The following is a 20,471-nucleotide window of genomic DNA, read 5'->3' on the forward strand; positions in this document are numbered from 1 at the left end:
AGAATCCGCTGGGGACCGGGAAATCTCAGGCACGTTCATGGATTGGCGAAGGCGGCGCCACGGACAGCTCGCGCAGGATGCGCTCGCGGTCCGCGTCCAGCGCGGGCGGCTGCCTGCGCACCAGGGGCTGGCCGAGCGAGGCCTGCAAGGGATTGCCCGCCACGCGCAGCGTCTGGCCGCTGGGGGTCTGCACCTGGGCCAGCATGCCGCGCTCGCGCACCTGGGGGTGCTCGACGATGTCGGCCACGCTGTTGTACTCCCCCGCCGGGATGCCATTATCAGTGAGCAACCCCAGCCAATGCGCCCTGGGACTGTCCCGCAGGCGCGCCTGCAGCGCGGCCTTGAGCTCGGCCTGGTGCTCGCAGCGCAGGGCATTGCCGGCAAAGCGCGCGTCCTCGGCCAGTTCGGGCAATTGCAGCAGGCCGCAGAGCTTGCGAAACAGCGCATCGCTGCCCACGGCGATGACGAACCAGCCGTCCTGCGCCGCGAACACATCGAAGGGCGCCATGGAGGGATGCCGCGTGCCGATAGGCCCCGGCACGCTGCCCAGCGCGCCCAGGCGGGCCACAGGGTTTTCCAGCAAGGCCACCTGGCAGTCGAGCATGGAGACATCGACGCGCTCGCCCTGCCCCGTGCGCGAGCGGCGCATCAAGGCCGCCTGTGTGCCGATGACCGCGTACAGGCCCGCGCCCAGGTCGCCGATGGACACGCCCACGCGGCAGGGCCCGGCGTCCGGGTGGCCGGTCACGCTCATCATGCCGCTCATGGCCTGCACCACCATGTCGTAGGCGGGAAAGCCGCTGTAGGGACCCGTCTGGCCAAAGCCAGAGACCGAGGTCATCACCAGCCGGGGATGGCGTGCATGCAGGGTCTCCCAGCCATAGCCGAGCTTGTCCATGGTGCCGGGGCGAAAGTTCTCGACCAGCACATCGGCGCCTTGCAGCAGGCGCTCGAAGACCTCGCGGTCCTGGGGCTGCTTGAGGTCCAGCGCAATCGACTCCTTGTTGCGATTGACCGAGAGGAAATAGGCCGAGCCCCCGTCCACGAACGGCCCGATGCCGCGCGCATCGTCGCCCGTGCCGGGCTGCTCCACCTTGATCACGCGCGCGCCCAGGTCGGCCAGCATCTGCGTGCACATGGGACCGGCCAGCACGCGCGTGAGGTCGATGACGGTAAGGCCTTGCAGCGGCAGGCCCGTGGCTTGTTCATTCATAGGGATTTCCATATCGTTATCTATTGCTTGACGCGACACCCACAACCCATGGGACCGGCGGGGCCCAAGACCAGGACACCGAGGAAGGGCCGCCCCCCCGCACCGAGGGTGTCGTCGCCCCCGCGAAGCGAGAGGGGTAAGGCACGTGGCGCCTCAGTGGGTGTCTCACTGCAGCCCGGCGCCGGAACGCTGGGTCAGGGCCTTGGACTCCTGCCCTTCCTTCAGGGCCCAGGCACGGAATTCCTCTAGGGATGCCGAGGGCGCGGCCAGATTGCCCTGCTTGGCCAGCCTGGCCTTCACATCGGGGTCTTCCAGCGCCTTGGTGCTGGCATCGAACAGCTTCTTCGCCACGTCCTCGGGCAGACCCGCCGGGGCGAACAGGCCGAACCAGAACGTGTAGTCAAAGCCCGGCACGCCGGACTCCTTCATGCCCGGCAGATCGGGGAACAGCGGCGAGCGTTCGGCCGTGCTCACGGCCAGCATGCGCAGCTTGCCCGCCTGGGCCAGCGGCAGCACCGAGGGCGGCGTGCCGAAGGTCAGGTCCACATCGCCAGCGGCCACGGCCTGTATCGATGGCGCCCCGCCCTTGAACGGCACATGCAGCATGCGCAGGCCGCCGCTGGCGCCCGCGAACGACAGCGTGGCCAGGTGCGTAATCACGCCTGCGCCCGAGGAGGAATAGCTGAGCTTGTCGGGCTGGCTGCGCGCCAGCGCCACCAGATCTCCCACGCTCTGGCCTGGAAAATCCTTGCGCACGGCCAGCAGCATGGGGGCCGAACTCCAGCGCGTGACGCCCGTGAAATTGCGCGCGCCCTCATAGCGAGCGCTCTTGTAGAGCAGCTGGTCCGAGCCATAGATGTTGGCGCTGCCCAGCAGCAGCGTGTAGCCGTCGGGCGCTGCACGCGCCACATGCTCTGACGCCAGCGTGGTGCCGGCGCCCGGGCGGTTGTCCACCAGCAGGGGCTGGCCCAGGATCTTGCCGACCTTGTCGGCCACGATGCGCGCCACCGCGTCGGCGCCGCCGCCGGGCGGAAATCCCACGACCAGCGTGACGGGCCGGGCGGGATAGGACTGGGCCATCGCGCCACCGGCCAATCCGGCCAGCAGCAACGACAGTGCAAAACGCTTGAACATGGCTTGTCTCCTCTTTATTGATACCCCCTGAGTCGCTGCGCGCCTTCCCCCAAAGGGGGACGACACCCTCGGTGCGGGAGCGGTCCTTCCTCGGTGTCCCCGAGTTGGGCCGCGCCGGTTCCGTGGGCTGTGGGCGGTAGGCAGCACCACGGGCAATCTGCGTGTATGCGGGAGGATGCGGTTCAGCGCCCCTTGAACTCCGGGCTGCGTTTCTCGCGCCAGGCCCGGCCGCCTTCCTGCAGGTCTTCGGAGGCGATGCTGCGCTGCACCTCGCGCGTGATCTCGGCCACGTCATGGCGGCCGCGCGCAATCAGGTTCAGGTGCTTTTTCATGCCGAACAAAGGGATGGGCGCCATGGCGGCCAGCGTGCCGGTGAGCTGGGCCACGGCCGCGTCGAAGGCGGCGGGTTCGGCCAGATGGGTGAGGAATCCGCAGGCCTTCATCTCCGGGGCCTGGATGCGCTCGCAGGTCAGGAACAGCCGCTTGGCCGTGTCCAGGCCCAGGCGCGAGACATAGCGCTCCAGCCCGCCCGCGTAGAAATGCAGGCCCAGGCGCGCGGCCGGCATGAACATTTCGGCCGCCGTGCTGCCCACGCGAAAGTCGCAGGCCAGGGCCATGTCGGTGGCACCGCCGTAGACGCCGCCGTGGATGGCGGCCACGGTCACGGCGCGGCATTGCTCGATGGCGTCCACCATCTCGCCGAAGCTGCTGCCCTCGGTCTGGCTGCCTTGGATCTCTGATATATCATAGCCACTGCAAAAGTACTTGCCCTCGCTGCGCAGCACCACCACGCGCACATCGTCGCGGCGGTTGATAAGCTCCACATGCGCGACCAGCGTGCCCAGGTCTTCGGGGGCCAGCTTGTTGGCCGCTTCGGGGCGCTGCAGCGTGATGGTGGCCAGGTGATCCTGGATGTCGAGTCTGGGCGTCATATGTATCAGTCAGTCAATCAGATATATTTGAATTAGAAAATGCTTCCAGCCAAGCAGCCATTGGAGAAAACCCCGGCCACGTCCAGCCTGCAGGAGCGTATACGGCAATCGCTGGAAGATGAGCTGCGCTCAGGCGCCATGCAGCCCGGCGATGCCATCGACGAGCCGGCCCTGTGCGAGCGCTTCGGCGCCTCGCGCACGCCCGTGCGCGAGGCGCTGCTGCTGCTGGTGGCCAAGGGGCTGGTGGAGATCGTTCCGCGCTCGGGCATCTATGTGCGGCGCCTGGATGCGCGCGAGCTGGTGGCCATGATGGAAGGCCTGGCCGAGCTGGAAGGCGTGCTGGCCCGGCTGGCCGCCACGCGCATCCATGCGCAGCTGCGCGAGCGGCTGCAGGCGGCGCTGGCGCACACCGCCGCCTGCGCCCAGGCGCAGGATGCCCAAGGCTATGTGCAGGCCAACATGCAGCTGCACGAACTGATATACGAGGCCAGCGGCAACGACTTCATCGTGGAACAGACCCGGCTGCTGCGGCTGCGCATCACGCCCTACCGGGGCCGGATGTTCGAGAAGCCGGGCCGGCTGGCGCGCTCGCAGCAGGAGCACGTGGCCGTGGTGTCTGCGATCTGCGCGGGCCAGGCGGAGGTGGCCGCCGAGGCCATGCGCCAGCACATCTGCGCAGGCGGCAGCGCCTTCACCGACATGGTGCTGGGCGCGCCCGCGCAGGTGGGGTACGAGCGCCCGCGCAAGCCGAGGTAGCCCGAAGAGGGCTCAGGGCCGCACTTCGAAGGCCAGGAACTGCGTGACCTGGTTGTCCGCGAAGTTGTTGTCGGCCACCAGCACCAGGGTGCGGTTGCCGTTGGCCAGGCGCGGGCCCCAGGAGATGCCTTCGATGTTGTCCAGCTTGACGCCCTGGTAGGTCACGGGCATCTCCAGCAGCAGCTCGCGCTTCATGGGCTTGTAGCTGGCGCCCACCAGGCTCTTGAAGCTGCGCACATCGGTGGTGTCCGGCTCGATGGTGGCGCGCGTCAGGCGGATGGTGTTGCCTACGCCGTCGGCAAAGGCGCGCTCGATGGCGATGAACTCGTGGTTGGAGACCGCCAGCAGCTCGGGCAGGCCGTTGTCCGGCGGAAAGCTGCCGCTGGCGGCCTTGTCCAGCGGAATCTTCGGCAGCTGGTAGACGTACTGCGCGCCGGACTTGCCCGTGGCCGGATCGAGCTTGAGGACGCGGACCACGCTGCCCGCCGCCAGCGTGGTGAGGGGGCCGTCTTCCACCAGCGCATCCTCGTTGGCCGTGAACACGCTGCCGTCGGGCGTGACGGCCAGGGCCTCGAACAGCTTGTTGTTGCGCCCTCCGCTGGTGGTGTTGTCCACGTAGTTGAAGGCCGCAGGCGTCTCGAAGTCGCGCACGAAGCTGCCGTCCACCCTGATCTCGCGCACGAAGGGCTGGAACAGGCTGGCGGGGTCGGTGCTGAAGTTGCCCTCGCTGGACACGTAGAGGTTGCCGTTGGGCGCCACGCGGATGCCTTCGGGGTCCACGGTGCGGCGCGTGCCGGGCAGGGGCTGGCCGTCGCGGCCCTTGAGCGTGACCATCTTGCGGATGGTCACGGCCTGGATGGCCTTGTCATCGAACTGAATGCCCAGGTTGTAGAAGCGCGGCGTGCCGCGCTCGCCGCCGCGCTCATCGGAGATGGCCCAGTAGCTGCCATCGGGCGCGCGGTCCAGGCCGGAGATGCCGCCGAACTCCACGCCGTCGAACAGTGTCTTGGTCTTGATGCTGTAGTCGCCGATCAGCCGCAGCGAGCCGATGGTCTCGGGGCCGTCGTCGCTGCCGCCGCAGCCTGCCAGGCCCGTGGCCGTGCCGAAAGCCAGGACCAGCGCGAGCAGCACGGATGCGGGCGAGCGGACCTTGTCTGCCTTGTTCATATTCCCTCCCAGGATGGATCTCAGAAGGGATGGACCGTAGCCAAGGCCCGTGACAGGGTGGTGACATGCACGCGCATGCCGCCGCCCTGCCCCCGCCCTGACCGGCCCCTCGTCCGCTACTCCAGCTTGGCGCCCGAGGCCTTGACCACCTGGGCCCAGCGCGCGATCTCGCCATGCACCATGGCCGCGAACTGCTGCTGGTTCATGCCGCCGTAGTCGGCGCCGTTGCGCGCCCAGATGGACTTGATCTCTTCGGCCGAGCCTATGCGCTGCACCTGGTCGATGACCTGGGCCTGCACCGCCTGCGGCGTGCCCTTGGGCGCCCACAGGCCGTACCAGGTGGTGACCGTGTAGTCGGGCAGGCCGGACTCGGCCGCGCAGGGCACGTCGGGGAAGGCGGGGTTGCGCTTGTCGCCCGAGACCATCAGCGCACGGATGCGTCCGCTCTTGATGTGCTGGGCCGAGGAGCCCAAGCCGTCGAACATCATGTCCACATTGCCGGCGATCAGGTCCTGCAGCGCAGGGCCTGCGCCCCGATAGGGAATGTGGGTGATGAAGGTATTGGTCTGCAGCTTGAACAGCTCTCCGGCCAGATGGTGCGATGTGCCCGCGCCCGCCGAGGCGTAGTTGAGCTTGCCCGGCCGCTTGCGCAGGTCGGCCAGCAGCTCCTGCACGGTCTTGCCCGGCACGTTGCGCGGGTTGACCACCAGCACCTGGGGCACGCTGGCCAGCAGGGCCAGCGCGACGAAGTCGCGCTCCAGGTCATAGTCCAGGCGGGGGTACATGGACGGCGCAATCACATGGTGGGTGCCGCCCATGAAGAAGTTGTAGCCGTCCGGCGCCAGCTTGGCCGCGTAGCTGGCGCCCAGGGTGCCGCCTGCGCCGCCACGGTTGTCGATCACCAGGGTCTTGCCCGCGCTCTTGGCGAACTGGGCCGAGAACGGCCGGGCAAAGGCATCGGTGCCCCCGCCGGCCGGAAACGGCACGACAAGGTTCACGGGCTTGGACGGCCAGTCCGTCGCGGCGCGGGCTGCCATGGGCAGGGCCAGCGCGGCCATCGAGGCCCCGGCCGCGCGCAACACCGCGCGCCGCCCCGTGGGGTGGGAAGCTTGCATGACTTGTCTCCTTGTCGCCTCTTTGAGGCTGTCTTCGTTGTCAGGCGCAGCAATCCCTGTGCAAGAAAAGGGGCACGGCCTACGCCGCGCCCCTTTTCATTTGCACAGGGCTTCGATGTCCGAGGACACCGGTATGCGGCCCTGCGCCAGCAGGCCGCGATGCTTGTCCAGGCGCTTGAGGTCGTAGAGATAGTTGACCATCAGGCCCAGCGACTGCTTGAGTCCCTTGGCCGACAGGTCGGCCGCCCAGTTGAGCCGCTCCACGCGCGCGCCGTTGCCCAGGTGAAAGCGCGCCACCGGGTCCAGCGGCCGGCCCTTGGCCGTCTCGCGCCCCAGATAGTGGGCAGCGCAGAACAGCAGGGCGCGGCGCACAGGCGCGTCGGGCTTGAGATCCTGCGGCGCATCCAGCGCCGCCAGCAGGTGCTCGGCGCCCATGCCGCCGGCCTTGAGCTCGAAGGCCTTGCGCTGGCGCTCGTCCATCTTCTCCAGGATGGCGTCGCCGTGCTTGGAGATCCAGGCGCGCAGGCCCGGAATGGGCGACAGCGTGGCGAAATGGCGCAACCGGGGGAATTCGCCCGTCAGCGTCTCCACCACATGCTTGATCAGCGAGTCGCCGAAGCTCACGCCGCGCAGGCCGGTCTGGGTGTTGCTGATGGAGTAGAAGATGGCCGTGGTGGCGCGGCCCAGGTCGGAGGCTGCGGCGGTCTCGTCCAGCAGTGGGGCAATGCTGTCGGACATCTTGTCCACCAGCGCCACCTCCACGAAGATCAGCGGCACGGTGGGCATGCGGGGGTGAAAGAAGCCGTAGCAGCGGCGGTCGCTGTCCAGGCGGTTCTTGAGATCGGCCCAGCTGCGGATGTCGTGCACGGCCTCGTACTGGATGAGCTTTTCGATCAGCGAGGCCGGCGAGTCCCAGCTCAGGCGGCGCAGCTCCAGCAGGGCCACGTCGAACCAGGTGGAAAACAGATGCTCCAGCTCGGCATCCAGCGCGGAAAAGCGCTGCTGCTCCGCCTTGGGCAGGGCCAGCAGTTCGGCACGCAGGTCCACCAGAAAGCCCATGCCGCCCTGGGGCTGTGCAAACCGCTGCAGCAGCCGCGTGCGCGGCGACATCAGCGCGCGGCGCAGATCCATCTCGGCATGGCCGCGCTCGGCGTCGCTGGTGGCCGTGTCATAGCGCTTGCGTGCGGTCATCAAGGCGTCGGTGTCGGGACCGAACTGCTCGACGATCAGCGCCCAGAAATCCTGGCGCGCCGGCAGCTCGGCCTGGGCATACCAGTCCATCAGCTGCTGCGCGTGGCGGCCACCCTCGACATCGCTGAGCGCTGCGTCGGCGGCAGCCTGCAGGTCTTCCATGAGCTTGCGCAACTCGCGCGGGGACAGCACTTCCTGGCCTCGGCGCAGGGTGGCCTGCAGGCGCTGGGCCGTGCCGCGCGGCGCGGGAGCCTTGGCTGCATCGCCTTCGGCGTTTTTTGCAGGCGCAGCGGCCTCGGTGCTGCGAAAGCGGGACACATTGCGGGCAATCCAGTCGGTAGCCAGACCCATTCAGACACTCCTCCATATCAAGCGGTCACGGGACTGTCATGCCGCCAACGGGCCAATGACAATCCCTTGCTGCTCACATTATGGGAGTCTGTACGCCAGCGCGTGTACGCCGATGTCGCGTTCTTGTCTTCGGGCAATCCCCAGCACGCGCGCGCCACGCCAAAAAGAAAGCGGGCCCAGGGCCCGCTTCGCATTGTGTCCAGCCAGATTCAGGCCGGCTTGCCCGCATGGGCCGGATAGGCCGGACGCCCCGCCGCCCAGAGCCACATGGCAATGCCGCCGATCACCATGGGCACGCACAGCCACTGGCCCATGCTCATTCCCAGCGACAGCAGGCCCAGGAAGTCGTCAGGCTCGCGGAAGTACTCGGCAATGAAGCGGAAGGCACCATAGCCGGTCAGGAAGACCGCCGCCACCTGGCCCGGCTTGTGCTCCTTGCGTGCATACAGCCACAGCAGCACGAACAGCAGCAGGCCTTCGAGCAGGAACTGGTAGACCTGCGAAGGATGGCGCGGCAGCATGGAGCCGCTTTGCGGGAAGACCATGGCCCAGGGCAGCTCGGGGCTGGCAAAGCGGCCCCACAGTTCGCCATTGATGAAGTTGCCGACACGGCCCGCCGCCAGGCCCGTGGGCACGCAGGGCGCGACGAAGTCGGCCACCTCCAGCCACGAGCGTGCGCGCGAGCGCGCGAACCAGACCATGGAGCCGATGACGCCGATCAGCCCGCCATGAAAGCTCATGCCGCCCTGCCAGACGTAGAAGATTTCCAGCGGATGGCTGAGGTAGTAGCCGGGCTTGTAGAACAGGCAATAGCCGAGCCGCCCGCCGACGACCACGCCGAGCACGCCCAGGAAAAGAATGTCTTCCACGTCCTTGCGCGTCCAGGCACGGTCGCCCTGCATGCGCACGAAGGGCGGGTGGCGCAACCTGCGCGTGCCCAGCCAGAGGAAGAGGCCGAAGGCGGCCAGATAGGTCAGGCCGTACCAGTGCACGGCGAGGGGCCCGATCTGCAGGGCCACGGGATCGATCTGCGGGTACATCAGCATGGTCGGCATTGTGCCGCAGCGCCGCATGGCCGGCGCCGGCCAGGGGTTGGAAAGATGGCGTCCCGCCCGCTCAGCCTTGCGGGCCTTCCTGGATGGCCGTGAGCTTGTCCAGGGCAGACAGCAGATGGCGCTGCTCGGTGGCGGTGAGCAATTGCTCCAGTTCGTCTTCCAGCTGCACCACCACGCCTTCGGCCCGCGCCTGCAGTGCGCTGCCGTCGTCCGTCAGGTGCAGTTGCTGCAGCCGGCGGTCGCGCGGATCGGGCTGGCGCCCGATGAGGCCGCGCTGCACCAGGCGCTCGACCACAGGCACCAGGTTGGAGGGCGAGATGTCCAGCGCCTCGCCCAGCTGGCGCAGGTAGATGCCCGGGTTGGCGTGGATGAGTACCAGGATGGAGAACTCGCTGGGCTTGAGGTCCAGTTCGGCCACGCGCCGCGCAAACAGCTTGTGGATGTGGATTTCCGCGCGCGTGAGGCGGTAGCCCAGAAAGCGCTGCAGGCGCGACTGGTCGACGGCGGGTTCGAAGGAGCTGTCCATGGACACGGATCCGGAAGAGGAAGAAGGCGCAACGAAGCAAGGCCGCACCGGCGCCTGCGGTTCTGCAGGGCCGGTGCGGCGTTCCATCATAAAAGCCCCGGCAGCCCGCTCAAGCCACGGCGGCTGGCAGCGGCGTACGGGCAGCGGCCTCGGTGCGGCGCAGCCAGTGCTCCGCATCCAGCAGGCCATGCGCAAGGAACCAGGCCGCGCTGTCCGCCTTGGAGCGGCGCAGCGCCGGATCGGCCAGCGGCAGGCTGACGCGCGCCGCGCGTGCCCAGGCAAAGGCCATGCACAGCGTGCCGACCAGTCGCAAGTAGTCCTCGGCACAACGCGCCAGCAATTGCCTGTCGCCGGCAGCGCCGGTACACAGCTCGCCCGTCAGCGCTTGCATGCGCTCGGCCCAGCTGCGCAGCGCGCCTGCAAAGCCGGTCTCCATGCCCGCGGCGTCGCAGGCATCGGCCTCTTCACGCAGCACCTTCAGCAGCGGCGCCAGCGCGGCACCGCCGCTGGAGGCCACCTTGCGCTGCAGCAGGTCCAGCGCCTGGATCTGGTTCGTGCCTTCGTAGATCATGGCGATGCGGGCATCGCGCAGCGTCTGCTCGATACGGTACTCGTGCACATAGCCGTAGCCGCCGAAGACCTGCAGCGCCTCGCTGGCCAGCGCAAAGCCCCGCTCGGTGAAGAAGGACTTGACCACGGGCGTGAGCAGCGAGGCCAGCGCATGGGACTGGGCGCGCTCCTCGGCATCCGGCGCCTGTTCGGCCAGGTCCAGCTGGTGCGCCACCCAGCCTGCAATGGCGCGCATGCCTTCGGTCCAGACGCGCAGGTCGGCCAGCATGCGCTGCACGGCTGGCTGCAGGGCGATGGGGTCGGCGGGGCCCTGCGCATCGGCGGGCCGGGGCTGGGCGCGCATCTGGCGTCGCTCGGCCGCATAGGCGCGCGCCAGCTGCCAGGCCATCTCGGCATGGCCCAGGCCCTGCAGGCCCACGTGCAGGCGGGCCGAGTTCATCATCACGAACATGGCAGCCAGGCCCTGGTGGGGCTGGCCCACCAGCCAGGCCTGCGCGCCCTCGAAGCGCATGGCGCAGGTGGCGCTGCCCTTGATGCCCATCTTCTTTTCGATGCCATCGCAGTGGATGGCGTTGGGCAGAAAGCTGCCGTCGTCCCGGGGAATGCCGCGCGGCGCCAGGAACAGCGACAGGCCGCGCGTTCCCTCAGGCGCATCGGGCAGGCGCGCCAGCACCAGGTGGACGATGTTCTCGCTCATGTCCTGGTCGCCGCCCGAGATGAAGATCTTGCTGCCGTCCAGGCTATAGCTGCCATCGCCGCGGGGCCTGGCCTGGCTGCGCAGCAGGCCCAGGTCGGAGCCGGCCTGGGGCTCGGTCAGGCACATGGTGGCCAGCCAGCGGCCGCTGACGATGTGTGGCAGGTAGGTGGCGCGCAGGTGCTCGTCGCCATGCGCGTGCAGGCAGGCATAGGCGCCGTGCAGGATGCCCGGATACATGGTCCAGCCATGGTTGGCCGAGGCCAGCATTTCGTGCAGCGCGGCGTCCAGCAGCTGGGGCAGGCCCTGGCCGCCAGCGTCGGGGGCGCAGGCCAGTGCGGGCCAGCCTGCCTCCACGAAGGCTGCATAGGCGGCGGGAAAGCCGTCGGGCGTGCGCACCCTGCCCTGCTCCAGGCGGCAGCCTTGCAGGTCGGCCGGGCCGTTGAGCGGGGCCAGCACGTCGGCGCAAAAGCGCCCGGCCGCCTCGACCACCATGTCGGCCGTCTCCTGGTCCAGGGCTTCATGGGCCGGCATGCGGCGCCAGTCGCCCTCGGCGCCCAGCCAGTGCTGCTGGACGAAGCGGATGTCCTGCAGCGGCGGCTGGTAGTGCGAGCAATGTGATGCCTGCGCGCTCATGCCCGGCCCTCCGTGGCCGCGACCAGGCGGCGGTAGGGACCGATGGCGCTGGCCAGGCACAGCACGGACAGCAGCGCGGCCAGTGCGGACACCAGGCCCAGCGACAGGCCCACGAGCTTTTCGTCATGGAAGACGAAGTCCGTGAAGAAGGCCACGAGGAAGGGACCGAGGCCCAGCCCGATCAGGTTGATCAGCAGCAGGTAGATGGAAGTCACCTGGCCGCGCAACTGGTTGGGCGTGACCGCCTGCAGGATCGGCGGCGCCAGCGCCACCGGCATGCCCAGGAAGAAGGTGGTGGCCGCCACGGCCACCAGGGCCACCGTGGGCGTGGGCGCAAAGGCCAGCACCAGGCCGGTGATGACGAGCACGCCGGTGGCCACCAGCGAGATGACGATCGACCCCACCTGCTTGCCGCGCGCCGTGAGGTAGTCGGCCAGGAAGCCGCTGAGCAGCATGCCGCCAATGCCGAAGGTCAGGATGATGACGCCGTAGGCCGGGCCGATCTCGCCGGGCGTCCAGCCCCACTGGCGGATGAAGGTGGCCGGCAGCCAGGCCGTGACGCCGAAGGTGATCATGGCCGTGATGCCCGGCGCCAGCAGCAGCGGCAGGAAGGCGCGCTTGTTGCGCAACACATGGGACAGGTCGGGCGCCGGTCCCGCGGGCGCGGCCACTTTGGCGGACGCGGCCCGGGCCTGCAGGCCCCGGCGCAGCGGCTCGCGCACGGTGTACATCAGCGCCACCAGCGGAATGCCGGGCAGGGCCACGAAGATGAAGGCCGCCTGCCAGGGCTTGAAGCTGCCCAGCAGCGGGAACACCACCTCGCCGGCCTGGCTGGTGGCCTGGATGACCAGGCCGCCCACGATGAAGGCCGTGGCCGAGCCGATGTACACGCCCGAGGTGTAGATGCTCATGGCGCGTGCGCGGCGCTCGGGCGGGAAGTAGTCGGCCAGCATGGAATAGGCCGCCGGCGACAGTGCCGCCTCGCCCACGCCCACGAACATGCGCGCCACGAACAGCGAGACGAAGCCCGTGACATAGCCGCCCGCCGCCGTGGCCACCACCCAGATCGCCATGCCGATGACGATGAGATTGCGGCGGTTCCAGCGGTCGGCCAGGCGCCCCAGGAAGATGCCGACGAAGGTGTAGAAGATGGCGAAGGCAAAGCCGTGGACGATGCTGAAGACCCAGTCCGACAGCTGCAGATCCTTCTTGATGGGCTGCACCAGCAGGCCCAGGATCTGGCGGTCCACGAAGGACAGGGTGTAGGCCAGCAGCAGGATGATGGTGACGTAGTAGGCATAGCCGAGTCCGTTCGACTCGGCCGGCGCGGGCGTGGACACGCGGCCCGGCGGGTAAGGCAGGCTCATGGAGACCTCCTGTGGAGGAAGGGAAAGCGGAAAAAAGAAAGCGGGAAAGCGAGACAGGGCTGCGCATGAAAAGGGCCGGCGCGCCGCGCCAGCCCTTGCGCGGGCATCAGCCGGCGCTGTGCTCGACCAGCATCAGCGCATCGAGCGCGACCACGCCCTGCCCTTCGGGCAGCACGATGACCGGGTTGAGGTCGATCTCGCGGATGGCCGGCGTGCCGCGCAGCACCTGGCCCAGGCGCACGATGAGTTCGGCCAGCGCCTGGCGGTCCAGCGCCGGGGCGCCACGGTAGCCGTGCAGCAGCGGCGCGCCCTGCAGGCGGTCCAGCTCGCGCAGCACCTCGCTGGTGGACAGGTCGGCGTCCAGCAGGCGCGCGTCGCGCATGATCTCGGCCGTCACGCCGCCCAGGCCCGCCAGGATCACGGGACCCCACTGCGGATCGTTGCGCGCGCCGATGATCATCTCCAGGCCACGCCGGCCCATGGCCTCGACCAGCACGCCGTCCAGCGCAATGGCGCTGTCATAGGCGGCCACATTCGCATGCAGCCGGCTCCAGGCCTCGCCCATGGCCTGCGCATCGGCAATGTTCAGGATCACGCCGCCTGCATCGCTCTTGTGGCTGAGGTCGGCCGACTGCGCCTTGAGCGCCACGGGCCAGCCGATCTCCGCCGCAATCGCCACGGCCTGCTCGGCCGAGGTGGCCAGGCGGCCCTTCGCAAACGGCACGCCGGCCTGGGCCAGCACGGCCTTGGATTCGTACTCGGGCACCACCGTGCGGCCTGCGGGCAGAGCCAGTGCGACGGGCTGGGCATCGGTGCACTCGAAACTGCGCTGGCTGAAGGCGGTCAGGCGCTGCACGGCGCGCAGGGCACGCTCGGTGCTGGGGAAATACGGCACGCCCAGCGCACGCATCTCGGCGATGAACTCGGCAGGCACGGCCGCGCCCTCGTCCAGGCCCGCCACGATGACGGGCTTGGCCGGCCGCAGCTCGCGCACGGCGCGCAGCACGGGCGGCATCTTGATGCCGCAGGTCACCGGGTCGCCCTGGATCAGGCCGACGATGATGGTGGAAAAGCGCGCATCGCCAAACAGCGCATCCAGCGTGCGGAAATACAGGTCCGGCTCGACCAGGCCCTGGGCCGTGAGGTCCAGCGGGTTGCTCACGCCCACGAAATCGGGCAGCGCAGCCCGCAGCGCGGGCGAGTCGTCGTCGCCGATGGCGGGCAGTGCCAGGCCCAGCTCCTCGGCCCAGTCCAGCGTCAACGCCTTGAAGGCGCCAGACTCGCCCAGCACGGCAACTCCAGCTGCAGCTGCTGCACCGGCTGCACCAGCCGATGGCAGCACCGGGCAGCGGATGGCGATCTCGGCGATGTCGCCCAGCTCCTCCAGTGTCTCGGCAAACACGGCGCCTGAGCGTTCCAGCTTGGTGCGCATCAGCGCATAGTCGCCGGCCATGGCGCCGGTGTGCGTGGCGGCCGAGGCGCGCGCCGCGCTGCTCTTGCCCGGATGCAGCAGCACCACCGACTTGCCCAGGCTGCGCGCACGGGCCACGGCGGCCAGAATGCGCCCGGGCTGGCGGAACTGCTCGACGATCATGGCGACCACGCGCGTGGAAGGCTGCTCCAGCAGGAAGTCCACATAGTCCTCGGCATGGCTGGCGGCCTCGTTGCCCGTGGAGATGGCGTGCGACAGCGGCAGCGCGCGGCTGGCCAGCGTGGTGCACAGCACGGTCATCATGGCGCCGCTTTGCGAGACCACGCCAATGGCGGGCCGCGCGGCATCGACCTGCTGCGCGTCGATATTCACTTCGACAAAGGTCAGCGGCACGCGCTGCAGGTAGTTGATGCAGCCCAGGCAGTTGGGGCCCTCCACCACCATGCCGGCCTCGGCGGCGATGCGTGCGATCTCGCGCTGCTCGGCCATGCCGCGCTCGCCTGCCTCGGCAAAGCCGGCCGAGAAGATCACCACCGCGCCCACGCGCCGCGCCGCCAGCGCGCGCACCGTGTCCAGCACAAAGGGCTGGGGGATGGCCAGCACGGCCACGTCAACGCCCTCGGGCAGCTGGTCCACCGAAGCCAGGCAGGCCCGGCCGGCGATCTCGCTGCGCTTGGGATTGATCAGGTGGATGTCGCCAGCGAAGCCGTTGCGCTCCAGATTGCCCAGCACCGATGCGCCCAGCGCACCCGGCGTGGCCGAGGCGCCGACGATGGCGATGGAACGCGGCCTCAGCAGCCTGCCGATGTCGGGCCGCACGGCGGCCGCCATCTCTGTCGTTGTCATTCTTGTCTCCAATGATTAAAGCTGGGAGGCCTACCGCGCGTGGTGGACGCTGCCCAAGCGAGGGACACCGAGGAAGGGCCTAAGCCGGCCGCGCCGCCCCGCACTGAGGATGTCGTCCCCCTCCCTCGCGAAGCGAGTTAGAGAGGGGGAAGGCGCGAAGCGCCTCAGGGGGTGACTTGCTTGCTCAAGTCGTAGGTTCCGAGACCTGGCTTGTAGGTCTTGTCGTCCAGGAACTGGCGCATGCCTTCTTTGCGGCCTTCGTTGTCGAAGCTGTTGGCGGCTTCCTGGGCACGCACCAGATAGTCCTCGGCGTTGTCGTAGCTCATGTCGCGCACGCGGCGGATGGCGTCCTTGGTGGCCTTCAGGGCGATGGGGTTCTTCTGCAGCAGGGCCTCGGCCACTTCGGTGACGCGGGCCTGCAGGCGGTCGGCCGGCAGGGATTCGTTGACCAGGCCCCACTCGGCCGCCGTGCGGCCGTCGATGTTCTCGCCGAGCATGGCGTGGTACATGGCACGGCGAAAGGACAGCAGCTCCACCGCCACCTTGGAGGCGCCGCCGCCGGGCAGGATGCCCCAGTTGATTTCGGACAGGCCGAACTTGGCGTCATCCGAGGCAAAGGCCAGGTCGCAGGCGAACAGCGGGCCGTAGCCGCCGCCGAAGCACCAGCCGTTGACCATGGCGATGGTCGGCTTCTGGAACCAGCGCAGGCGGCGCCACCAGCCATAGCTCTCGCGCTGGGCCTTGCGGGTGCCGGCCAGGCCCGTGGCCTCGGTCTCGCGGAAGTATTCCTTCAGGTCCATGCCGGCAGTCCAGGCCGTGCCCTCACCGGCCAGAACGACCACGCCCACGTCGTCACGGAACTCCAGGTCGTCGAGCACGCGCATCATCTGGCGGTTGAGCTGGGGGCTCATGGCATTGCGCTTTTCGGGGCGGTTGAATTTCACCCAGGCCACGCGGCCTTCGACGGTGCAGGACACGGTCTGTTCTTCGGTACGTTCGGTGCTCATTGCGCTTCCTTGTGCAAAAGGGAAATGGGAGGTTGGACACCGATGCTTCGGATCCATAATCGTTATGATAAATAACTATTATTCGACATAGCAATACAGCGTTTACCCTAGGCCCCGTCACCACCCAGACCGGCGGCGATGCGAATGCTTCTGCGTCGCGCATGCATGCAATGCGCGGCCTGCGGGGAATTGCGGCAGGCGTTTTGGCCGATCCGGGGGTTCACGCGATACTTGCGGTGTTCAACACAGTCAGGAGAAGAAGAACATGCAAGGCCAGCCAGAAGTCATCGAATGCCTCATAGAGCTGCTGCGCGGCGAACTTTCCGCACGCGACCAGTACTTCATCCACTCGCGCCAGTACGAGGACCAGGGCCTGCTGCGCCTGTTCGAGCGCATCGGCCATGAGATGGAAGAGGAAACCCAGCACGCCGACGCCATCCTGCGCCGCATCCTGTTCCTGGGCGGCCGCCCCGACATGCGCCCGCACGAGTTCACGCCCGGCGAGACCGTCGAAGAGATGCTGCGCAAGGACCTGGCCACCGAATACCGTGTGCGTGACAGCCTGCGCTCGGCCATGGCCCTGTGCGAGCGCCACGGCGACTACAACAGTCGCGACCTGCTGCTGGCCCAGCTGCGCGATACCGAGGAAGACCACGCCTACTGGCTGGAGAAGCAACTGGGCCTGATCGAGAAGATCGGGCTGCCCAACTACCTGCAAAGCAAGATGGGCGAGCCGGCCTGAATGAAGCTCCCCCTGAGGCGCTTCGCGCCTTCCCCCTCTCTCGCTTCGCGGGAGGGGGACGACAGCCTCGCGGCGGGGCGGCCTTTGCTCGCTGTCCCTTGTTTTGGCCGCGCCAATTTTTCAGGCACTTCCCATAAATGAGAGTGGGCTGTTTGCTCCACGATGAAAACCCGAACCGGCAGCCACGATGAAACGGCAAGCCGGTCGCCCCACGATGAAACAAGAGCCCTCGAGGGCCTGAGAGAAGAGAAAAGAAAAAGGGATGGAAAGCCGCAAGGCCTTCCATCCCTTTTCATTTTCATCGGGTGCGCACCGCCGGGCGGCGGTGCAGCCCGGTGTCAGTCGTCCAGCAGCGACAGGTCGCGCACGGCGCCCTTGTCGGCCGACATCACCAGCTTGGCATAGGCCTTGAGCGCGGCCGAGACCTTGCGCGGGCGCGGCTGGGCGGGCTTCCAGCCCTTGGCATCCTGCTCGGCGCGGCGGCGGGCCAGTTCCTCGTCGGAGACCAGCACGTTGATGCTGCGGTTGGGAATGTCGATGCGGATGCGGTCGCCGTTCTTCACCAGACCGATGGCGCCGCCAGCGGCAGCTTCGGGAGAGCAGTGGCCGATGGACAGGCCCGAGGTGCCGCCCGAGAAGCGCCCGTCCGTCAGCAGCGCGCAGGCCTTGCCCAGGCCCTTGGACTTGATGTAGCTGGTCGGGTACAGCATTTCCTGCATGCCGGGGCCGCCCTTGGGGCCTTCGTAGCGCACGATGACGATGTCACCGGCCTTGACCTTGTCGTCCAGGATGTTCTGCACGGCCTCGTCCTGCGACTCGGTCACGTGGGCCGTGCCCTCGAACACATGGATGCTTTCGTCCACGCCGGCCGACTTGACCACGCAGCCGTCCAGGGCGATGTTGCCCGTCAGCACGGCCAGGCCGCCCTCCTTGGAGAAGGCGTGCTCGTAGGACCGGATGCAGCCTTCGGCACGGTCCAGGTCCAGGCTGGGCCAGCGCGTGTTCTGGCTGAAGGCCACCTGGGTGGGGATGCCGGCCGGTCCTGCCAGGTAGAAGTGCCGCACGGCTTCGTCCTGGGTGGTGGTGATGTCCCACTGCGCCAGGCCTTCGCCCAGGGTCTTGGCGTGCACGGTGGGCACGTCGGTGTGCAGCTTTCCGGCGCGAGCCAGCTCGCCCAGGATGGCGAAGATGCCGCCGGCGCGGTGCACATCCTCGATGTGGTACTTCTGCGTGTTGGGCGCGACCTTGCACAGCTGGGGCACCTGGCGCGAGAGGCGGTCGATGTCGGCCATGGTGAAGTCGATCTCGGCTTCACGGGCAATGGCCAGCAGGTGCAGGATGGTGTTGGTGGAGCCGCCCATGGCGATGTCCAGCGTCATCGCGTTCTCGAAGGCCTTGAAGCCCACCGAGCGCGGCAGCACGGATGCGTCTTCCTGCTCGTAGTACTCGCGGGCCAGCTCGACGATGCGGCGGCCGGCGCGCTTGAACAGTTCCTCGCGGTCGGCATGCGTGGCCAGCACCGTGCCGTTGCCGGGCAGGGACAGGCCCAGGGCCTCGGTCAGGCAGTTCATGGAGTTGGCGGTGAACATGCCCGAGCACGAACCGCAGGTGGGGCAGGCCGAGCGCTCGACCTGGGCGACCTGCTCGTCGGTGTAGTTGGAGTCGGCCGCGATCACCATGGCATCGACCAGGTCCAGCTTCTTGAACTCCAGCGTGTGCGTGGTGGGATTGGCCAGCTTGGTCTTGCCCGCTTCCATGGGGCCGCCCGAGACGAAGATCACGGGAATGTTCAGCCGCATGGCGGCCATCAGCATGCCGGGGGTGATCTTGTCGCAGTTGGAGATGCACACCAGCGCGTCGGCACAGTGGGCGTTGACCATGTACTCCACCGAGTCCGCGATGATGTCGCGGCTGGGCAGCGAATACAGCATGCCGTCGTGGCCCATGGCGATGCCGTCGTCCACGGCGATGGTGTTGAATTCCTTGGCCACGCCGCCTGCGGCCTCGATCTCGCGCGCCACCAGCTGGCCCAGGTCCTTGAGGTGGACGTGGCCGGGCACGAACTGCGTGAAGGAATTGGCGATGGCGATGATGGGCTTGTCGAAGTCGCCATCCTTCATGCCGGTGGCACGCCACAGGGCGCGCGCACCAGCCATGTTGCGGCCGCCGGTGGAAGTCTTGGAACGGTATGCGGGCATGGGCAATCCAGTTATCTGTCGTCTCGGTCCGTCCCTGGTCCTGTGGGGAAGGCCAGGGTCTGGGCGAAGATTATGGCGCAGCACCCGCCGCACCGCTGGGGCGCAGGAATGCCCCGGCCGGCGTGGACCGCCCCTTTGCAGACCCCAGGCATCGCCTGCGGCGAAGCCTGCTGCGCAATTCAGATCCGATCAGCGGCGCGAACGCGTGCCCGTGCCCATGGCTTCCTTGTTCTTTTCGATGCGCTTCAGGCGCCGCTGCTCGATCTTGTCGGCCGCGCGCCGCTTGGTGTAGCCCGACATGTCCGCCCAGGCCCACCAGGCCGCCGTCAAGCCATAGGCGCCCAGGATGACGTACCACGACCAGGTGGCGACAGGTTCGATATCGGCCAGCTTGAGCAGGGTGAGCAGGACCGCAATTCCCAACAGATACATCACTTCTCCTTCGCCACAAAGCGCTTCACACGAGGTAACGCATCACGCATGCGCGCCCACTACAATGGTTCGCATAATTATTCCCGACAACACCCCAGGAACTCATGATGAAGCAGACATTGATTGCATTTGCCCTGACCGTCGCCGCCGTGGCCCCCGCCATGGCCGACCAGGCACTTGCCACCTCCAAGAACTGCATGGCATGCCACGCAGTGGACAAGAAGCTGGTGGGCCCCTCCTACAAGGATGTGGCCGCCAAGTACGCCGGCCAGAAGGACGCCGTGGACAAGCTGGCAGGCAAGATCATGAAGGGCGGCAGCGGCGTCTGGGGCCCGGTTCCCATGCCCGCCAACCCCCAGGTCAACGAAGCCGATGCCAAGAAGCTGGCCGCCTGGGTGATGTCGCTGAAGTAGGCTCCGCCTTTCCTTCGGGGCCCCGCCTCAGGGCCCGCAAAAAAACCGCGCAACGCAAGTCGCGCGGTTTTTTCATGGTCCGCCGGTGAATCCGGGCCCGGCCCCCTTACCTGTAGTCCGCAGCGCCCGTGCCGGACTGCTGGTGCAGGCGTACCTGCTGCTCCAGCTGCCCCACATAGGCGGCCGTGCTGTTGTCCGACTCCTGGGCGCGCTGCACCAGATGGGCCTCCAGCGCATCCAGCCGCGCCATCAGCACCTCCTTGTCACGCGCATGCAGGTCTTCCAGCACGGTGCGCAGCTCGGTGAAGCGCGAGGCCTCGGCCTTGTCGGCCAGGTCGCGCTGGGCCTGCATTTCCTTGGCGTGTCGGCGCGCCTCCATCAGAACCGAGCCCTGCAGCCACAGCACATAGGCGACGAAGAACACGCCCAGCAGGCAGGTCAGCGCCAGCATCAGCACGCCCAGCGGCGCCTGGACATCGGTGACGCCCAGCGACACGACGGATGGCGCGGCCAGCGTGTTCCAGTTGAATGCCGCCAGCAACGCGATCAGGGCCACGGTGATCAGCAGCGACAGGGTTCTCAGATTCATGGTGAAAGGCCTCCCTCGGCAGTGGTGAAAGCAACAGCTTCGGTTGTACCGCAACCATCATGCCTGAGCTGTCGGCCCACACAAAATAGGACTGCAAGACAGGGC

At 67.9% G+C, this 20,471-nt stretch carries 18 protein-coding genes; 3 read left to right on the plus strand and 15 right to left on the minus strand.

Annotated elements, in window-relative coordinates; translation table 11 throughout:
- Positions 1 to 25: 25 nt before the first annotated feature.
- From ACF8LI_RS05390 to ACF8LI_RS05400, 3 genes are all read right to left on the minus strand, one after another.
- Positions 26 to 1,213: a CaiB/BaiF CoA-transferase family protein gene (locus tag ACF8LI_RS05390; RefSeq protein WP_126311833.1), complete on the minus strand. Its 1,188-nt coding sequence runs from the start codon at positions 1,211 to 1,213 to the stop codon at positions 26 to 28.
- 165 nt (positions 1,214 to 1,378) lie between these two features.
- Positions 1,379 to 2,347 (minus strand): Bug family tripartite tricarboxylate transporter substrate binding protein, encoded by a 969-nt coding sequence (locus ACF8LI_RS05395; RefSeq protein WP_392412319.1) that lies wholly within the window; start codon positions 2,345 to 2,347, stop codon positions 1,379 to 1,381.
- A 182-nt stretch (positions 2,348 to 2,529) separates the two neighbouring features.
- The gene (locus ACF8LI_RS05400; RefSeq protein WP_017405751.1) at positions 2,530 to 3,279 is read right to left on the minus strand and encodes an enoyl-CoA hydratase/isomerase family protein; all 750 of its coding nucleotides are present in this window, start codon (positions 3,277 to 3,279) and stop codon (positions 2,530 to 2,532) included.
- Positions 3,280 to 3,318: 39 nt separating this feature from the next.
- On the opposite strand from ACF8LI_RS05400, the gene ACF8LI_RS05405 reads away from it, so the two are divergent.
- Positions 3,319 to 4,035, plus strand: coding sequence for a GntR family transcriptional regulator (locus ACF8LI_RS05405; RefSeq protein ID WP_046987263.1), 717 nt, complete (start codon positions 3,319 to 3,321; stop codon positions 4,033 to 4,035).
- 12 nt (positions 4,036 to 4,047) lie between these two features.
- Here the strand turns inward: ACF8LI_RS05405 and ACF8LI_RS05410 are convergent, their stop codons facing one another.
- The 9 genes from ACF8LI_RS05410 to ACF8LI_RS05450 all read right to left on the minus strand — a co-directional run bounded on the left by ACF8LI_RS05410 (position 4,048) and on the right by ACF8LI_RS05450 (position 15,992).
- The gene (locus ACF8LI_RS05410) at positions 4,048 to 5,202 is read right to left on the minus strand and encodes an esterase-like activity of phytase family protein (RefSeq protein WP_043789635.1); all 1,155 of its coding nucleotides are present in this window, start codon (positions 5,200 to 5,202) and stop codon (positions 4,048 to 4,050) included.
- Between the two features lie 116 nt (positions 5,203 to 5,318).
- Complete coding sequence (locus tag ACF8LI_RS05415; protein ID WP_026062480.1) at positions 5,319 to 6,317, minus strand: tripartite tricarboxylate transporter substrate binding protein; 999 nt, start codon at positions 6,315 to 6,317, stop codon at positions 5,319 to 5,321.
- Positions 6,318 to 6,413: 96 nt separating this feature from the next.
- On the minus strand, positions 6,414 to 7,859 hold the full coding sequence (locus ACF8LI_RS05420) for a malonyl-CoA decarboxylase (RefSeq protein WP_392412322.1): 1,446 nt from the start codon (positions 7,857 to 7,859) through the stop codon (positions 6,414 to 6,416).
- A 209-nt stretch (positions 7,860 to 8,068) separates the two neighbouring features.
- Positions 8,069 to 8,914 carry a prolipoprotein diacylglyceryl transferase gene (lgt, locus tag ACF8LI_RS05425; protein ID WP_223275185.1) on the minus strand — a complete coding sequence of 282 codons (846 nt, stop codon included), beginning with the start codon at positions 8,912 to 8,914 and terminating at the stop codon, positions 8,069 to 8,071.
- Positions 8,915 to 8,975: 61 nt separating this feature from the next.
- Positions 8,976 to 9,440: a MarR family winged helix-turn-helix transcriptional regulator gene (locus ACF8LI_RS05430; protein ID WP_016445187.1), complete on the minus strand. Its 465-nt coding sequence runs from the start codon at positions 9,438 to 9,440 to the stop codon at positions 8,976 to 8,978.
- A 109-nt stretch (positions 9,441 to 9,549) separates the two neighbouring features.
- A complete protein-coding gene (locus ACF8LI_RS05435) occupies positions 9,550 to 11,340 on the minus strand; it encodes an acyl-CoA dehydrogenase (protein ID WP_017405758.1) in 1,791 nt (596 codons plus the stop codon).
- On the minus strand, positions 11,337 to 12,707 hold the full coding sequence (locus tag ACF8LI_RS05440) for an MFS transporter (protein WP_017405759.1): 1,371 nt from the start codon (positions 12,705 to 12,707) through the stop codon (positions 11,337 to 11,339). Before ACF8LI_RS05440 ends, ACF8LI_RS05435 begins: the two co-directional genes overlap by 4 nt.
- A gap of 106 nt (positions 12,708 to 12,813) precedes the next feature.
- Positions 12,814 to 14,985 carry an acetate--CoA ligase family protein gene (locus tag ACF8LI_RS05445; protein ID WP_392412325.1) on the minus strand — a complete coding sequence of 724 codons (2,172 nt, stop codon included), beginning with the start codon at positions 14,983 to 14,985 and terminating at the stop codon, positions 12,814 to 12,816.
- A gap of 164 nt (positions 14,986 to 15,149) precedes the next feature.
- Complete coding sequence (locus ACF8LI_RS05450; RefSeq protein ID WP_016445183.1) at positions 15,150 to 15,992, minus strand: p-hydroxycinnamoyl CoA hydratase/lyase; 843 nt, start codon at positions 15,990 to 15,992, stop codon at positions 15,150 to 15,152.
- A 265-nt stretch (positions 15,993 to 16,257) separates the two neighbouring features.
- Here ACF8LI_RS05450 and bfr point away from each other — a divergent pair, with 265 nt between their 5' ends.
- Complete coding sequence (bfr, locus tag ACF8LI_RS05455) at positions 16,258 to 16,734, plus strand: bacterioferritin (RefSeq protein ID WP_016445182.1); 477 nt, start codon at positions 16,258 to 16,260, stop codon at positions 16,732 to 16,734.
- 338 nt (positions 16,735 to 17,072) lie between these two features.
- Here the strand turns inward: bfr and ilvD are convergent, their stop codons facing one another.
- Both ilvD and ACF8LI_RS05465 read right to left on the minus strand, forming a co-directional pair.
- The gene (gene ilvD, locus ACF8LI_RS05460) at positions 17,073 to 18,932 is read right to left on the minus strand and encodes a dihydroxy-acid dehydratase (RefSeq protein WP_016445181.1); all 1,860 of its coding nucleotides are present in this window, start codon (positions 18,930 to 18,932) and stop codon (positions 17,073 to 17,075) included.
- Positions 18,933 to 19,121: 189 nt separating this feature from the next.
- A complete protein-coding gene (locus ACF8LI_RS05465) occupies positions 19,122 to 19,364 on the minus strand; it encodes a TIGR04438 family Trp-rich protein (RefSeq protein WP_016445180.1) in 243 nt (80 codons plus the stop codon).
- 107 nt (positions 19,365 to 19,471) lie between these two features.
- Here ACF8LI_RS05465 and ACF8LI_RS05470 point away from each other — a divergent pair, with 107 nt between their 5' ends.
- A complete protein-coding gene (locus ACF8LI_RS05470) occupies positions 19,472 to 19,777 on the plus strand; it encodes a c-type cytochrome (RefSeq protein ID WP_016445179.1) in 306 nt (101 codons plus the stop codon).
- A gap of 106 nt (positions 19,778 to 19,883) precedes the next feature.
- Here ACF8LI_RS05470 and ACF8LI_RS05475 read toward each other — a convergent pair whose 3' ends face one another.
- Positions 19,884 to 20,366, minus strand: coding sequence for a LapA family protein (locus ACF8LI_RS05475; RefSeq protein ID WP_392412328.1), 483 nt, complete (start codon positions 20,364 to 20,366; stop codon positions 19,884 to 19,886).
- Positions 20,367 to 20,471: the final 105 nt, after the last annotated feature.

The sequence above is a fragment of the Delftia sp. WSY_12 genome, from assembly GCF_043104645.1.
GTDB lineage: Bacteria > Pseudomonadota > Gammaproteobacteria > Burkholderiales > Burkholderiaceae_C > Comamonas > Comamonas tsuruhatensis.

What these genes read in the sequence shown, in the direction of transcription:
- ACF8LI_RS05390 (WP_126311833.1), bottom strand. Translation starts at nt 1,213, where the DNA reads ATGAATGAACAAGCCACGGGCCTGCCGCTGCAAGGCCTTACCGTCATC.
- ACF8LI_RS05395 (WP_392412319.1), bottom strand. Translation starts at nt 2,347, where the DNA reads ATGTTCAAGCGTTTTGCACTGTCGTTGCTGCTGGCCGGATTGGCCGGT.
- ACF8LI_RS05400 (WP_017405751.1), bottom strand. Translation starts at nt 3,279, where the DNA reads ATGACGCCCAGACTCGACATCCAGGATCACCTGGCCACCATCACGCTG.
- ACF8LI_RS05405 (WP_046987263.1), top strand. Translation starts at nt 3,319, where the DNA reads ATGCTTCCAGCCAAGCAGCCATTGGAGAAAACCCCGGCCACGTCCAGC.
- ACF8LI_RS05410 (WP_043789635.1), bottom strand. Translation starts at nt 5,202, where the DNA reads ATGAACAAGGCAGACAAGGTCCGCTCGCCCGCATCCGTGCTGCTCGCG.
- ACF8LI_RS05415 (WP_026062480.1), bottom strand. Translation starts at nt 6,317, where the DNA reads ATGCAAGCTTCCCACCCCACGGGGCGGCGCGCGGTGTTGCGCGCGGCC.
- ACF8LI_RS05420 (WP_392412322.1), bottom strand. Translation starts at nt 7,859, where the DNA reads ATGGGTCTGGCTACCGACTGGATTGCCCGCAATGTGTCCCGCTTTCGC.
- lgt (WP_223275185.1), bottom strand. Translation starts at nt 8,914, where the DNA reads ATGCCGACCATGCTGATGTACCCGCAGATCGATCCCGTGGCCCTGCAG.
- ACF8LI_RS05430 (WP_016445187.1), bottom strand. Translation starts at nt 9,440, where the DNA reads ATGGACAGCTCCTTCGAACCCGCCGTCGACCAGTCGCGCCTGCAGCGC.
- ACF8LI_RS05435 (WP_017405758.1), bottom strand. Translation starts at nt 11,340, where the DNA reads ATGAGCGCGCAGGCATCACATTGCTCGCACTACCAGCCGCCGCTGCAG.
- ACF8LI_RS05440 (WP_017405759.1), bottom strand. Translation starts at nt 12,707, where the DNA reads ATGAGCCTGCCTTACCCGCCGGGCCGCGTGTCCACGCCCGCGCCGGCC.
- ACF8LI_RS05445 (WP_392412325.1), bottom strand. Translation starts at nt 14,985, where the DNA reads ATGACAACGACAGAGATGGCGGCCGCCGTGCGGCCCGACATCGGCAGG.
- ACF8LI_RS05450 (WP_016445183.1), bottom strand. Translation starts at nt 15,992, where the DNA reads ATGAGCACCGAACGTACCGAAGAACAGACCGTGTCCTGCACCGTCGAA.
- bfr (WP_016445182.1), top strand. Translation starts at nt 16,258, where the DNA reads ATGCAAGGCCAGCCAGAAGTCATCGAATGCCTCATAGAGCTGCTGCGC.
- ilvD (WP_016445181.1), bottom strand. Translation starts at nt 18,932, where the DNA reads ATGCCCGCATACCGTTCCAAGACTTCCACCGGCGGCCGCAACATGGCT.
- ACF8LI_RS05465 (WP_016445180.1), bottom strand. Translation starts at nt 19,364, where the DNA reads ATGTATCTGTTGGGAATTGCGGTCCTGCTCACCCTGCTCAAGCTGGCC.
- ACF8LI_RS05470 (WP_016445179.1), top strand. Translation starts at nt 19,472, where the DNA reads ATGAAGCAGACATTGATTGCATTTGCCCTGACCGTCGCCGCCGTGGCC.
- ACF8LI_RS05475 (WP_392412328.1), bottom strand. Translation starts at nt 20,366, where the DNA reads ATGAATCTGAGAACCCTGTCGCTGCTGATCACCGTGGCCCTGATCGCG.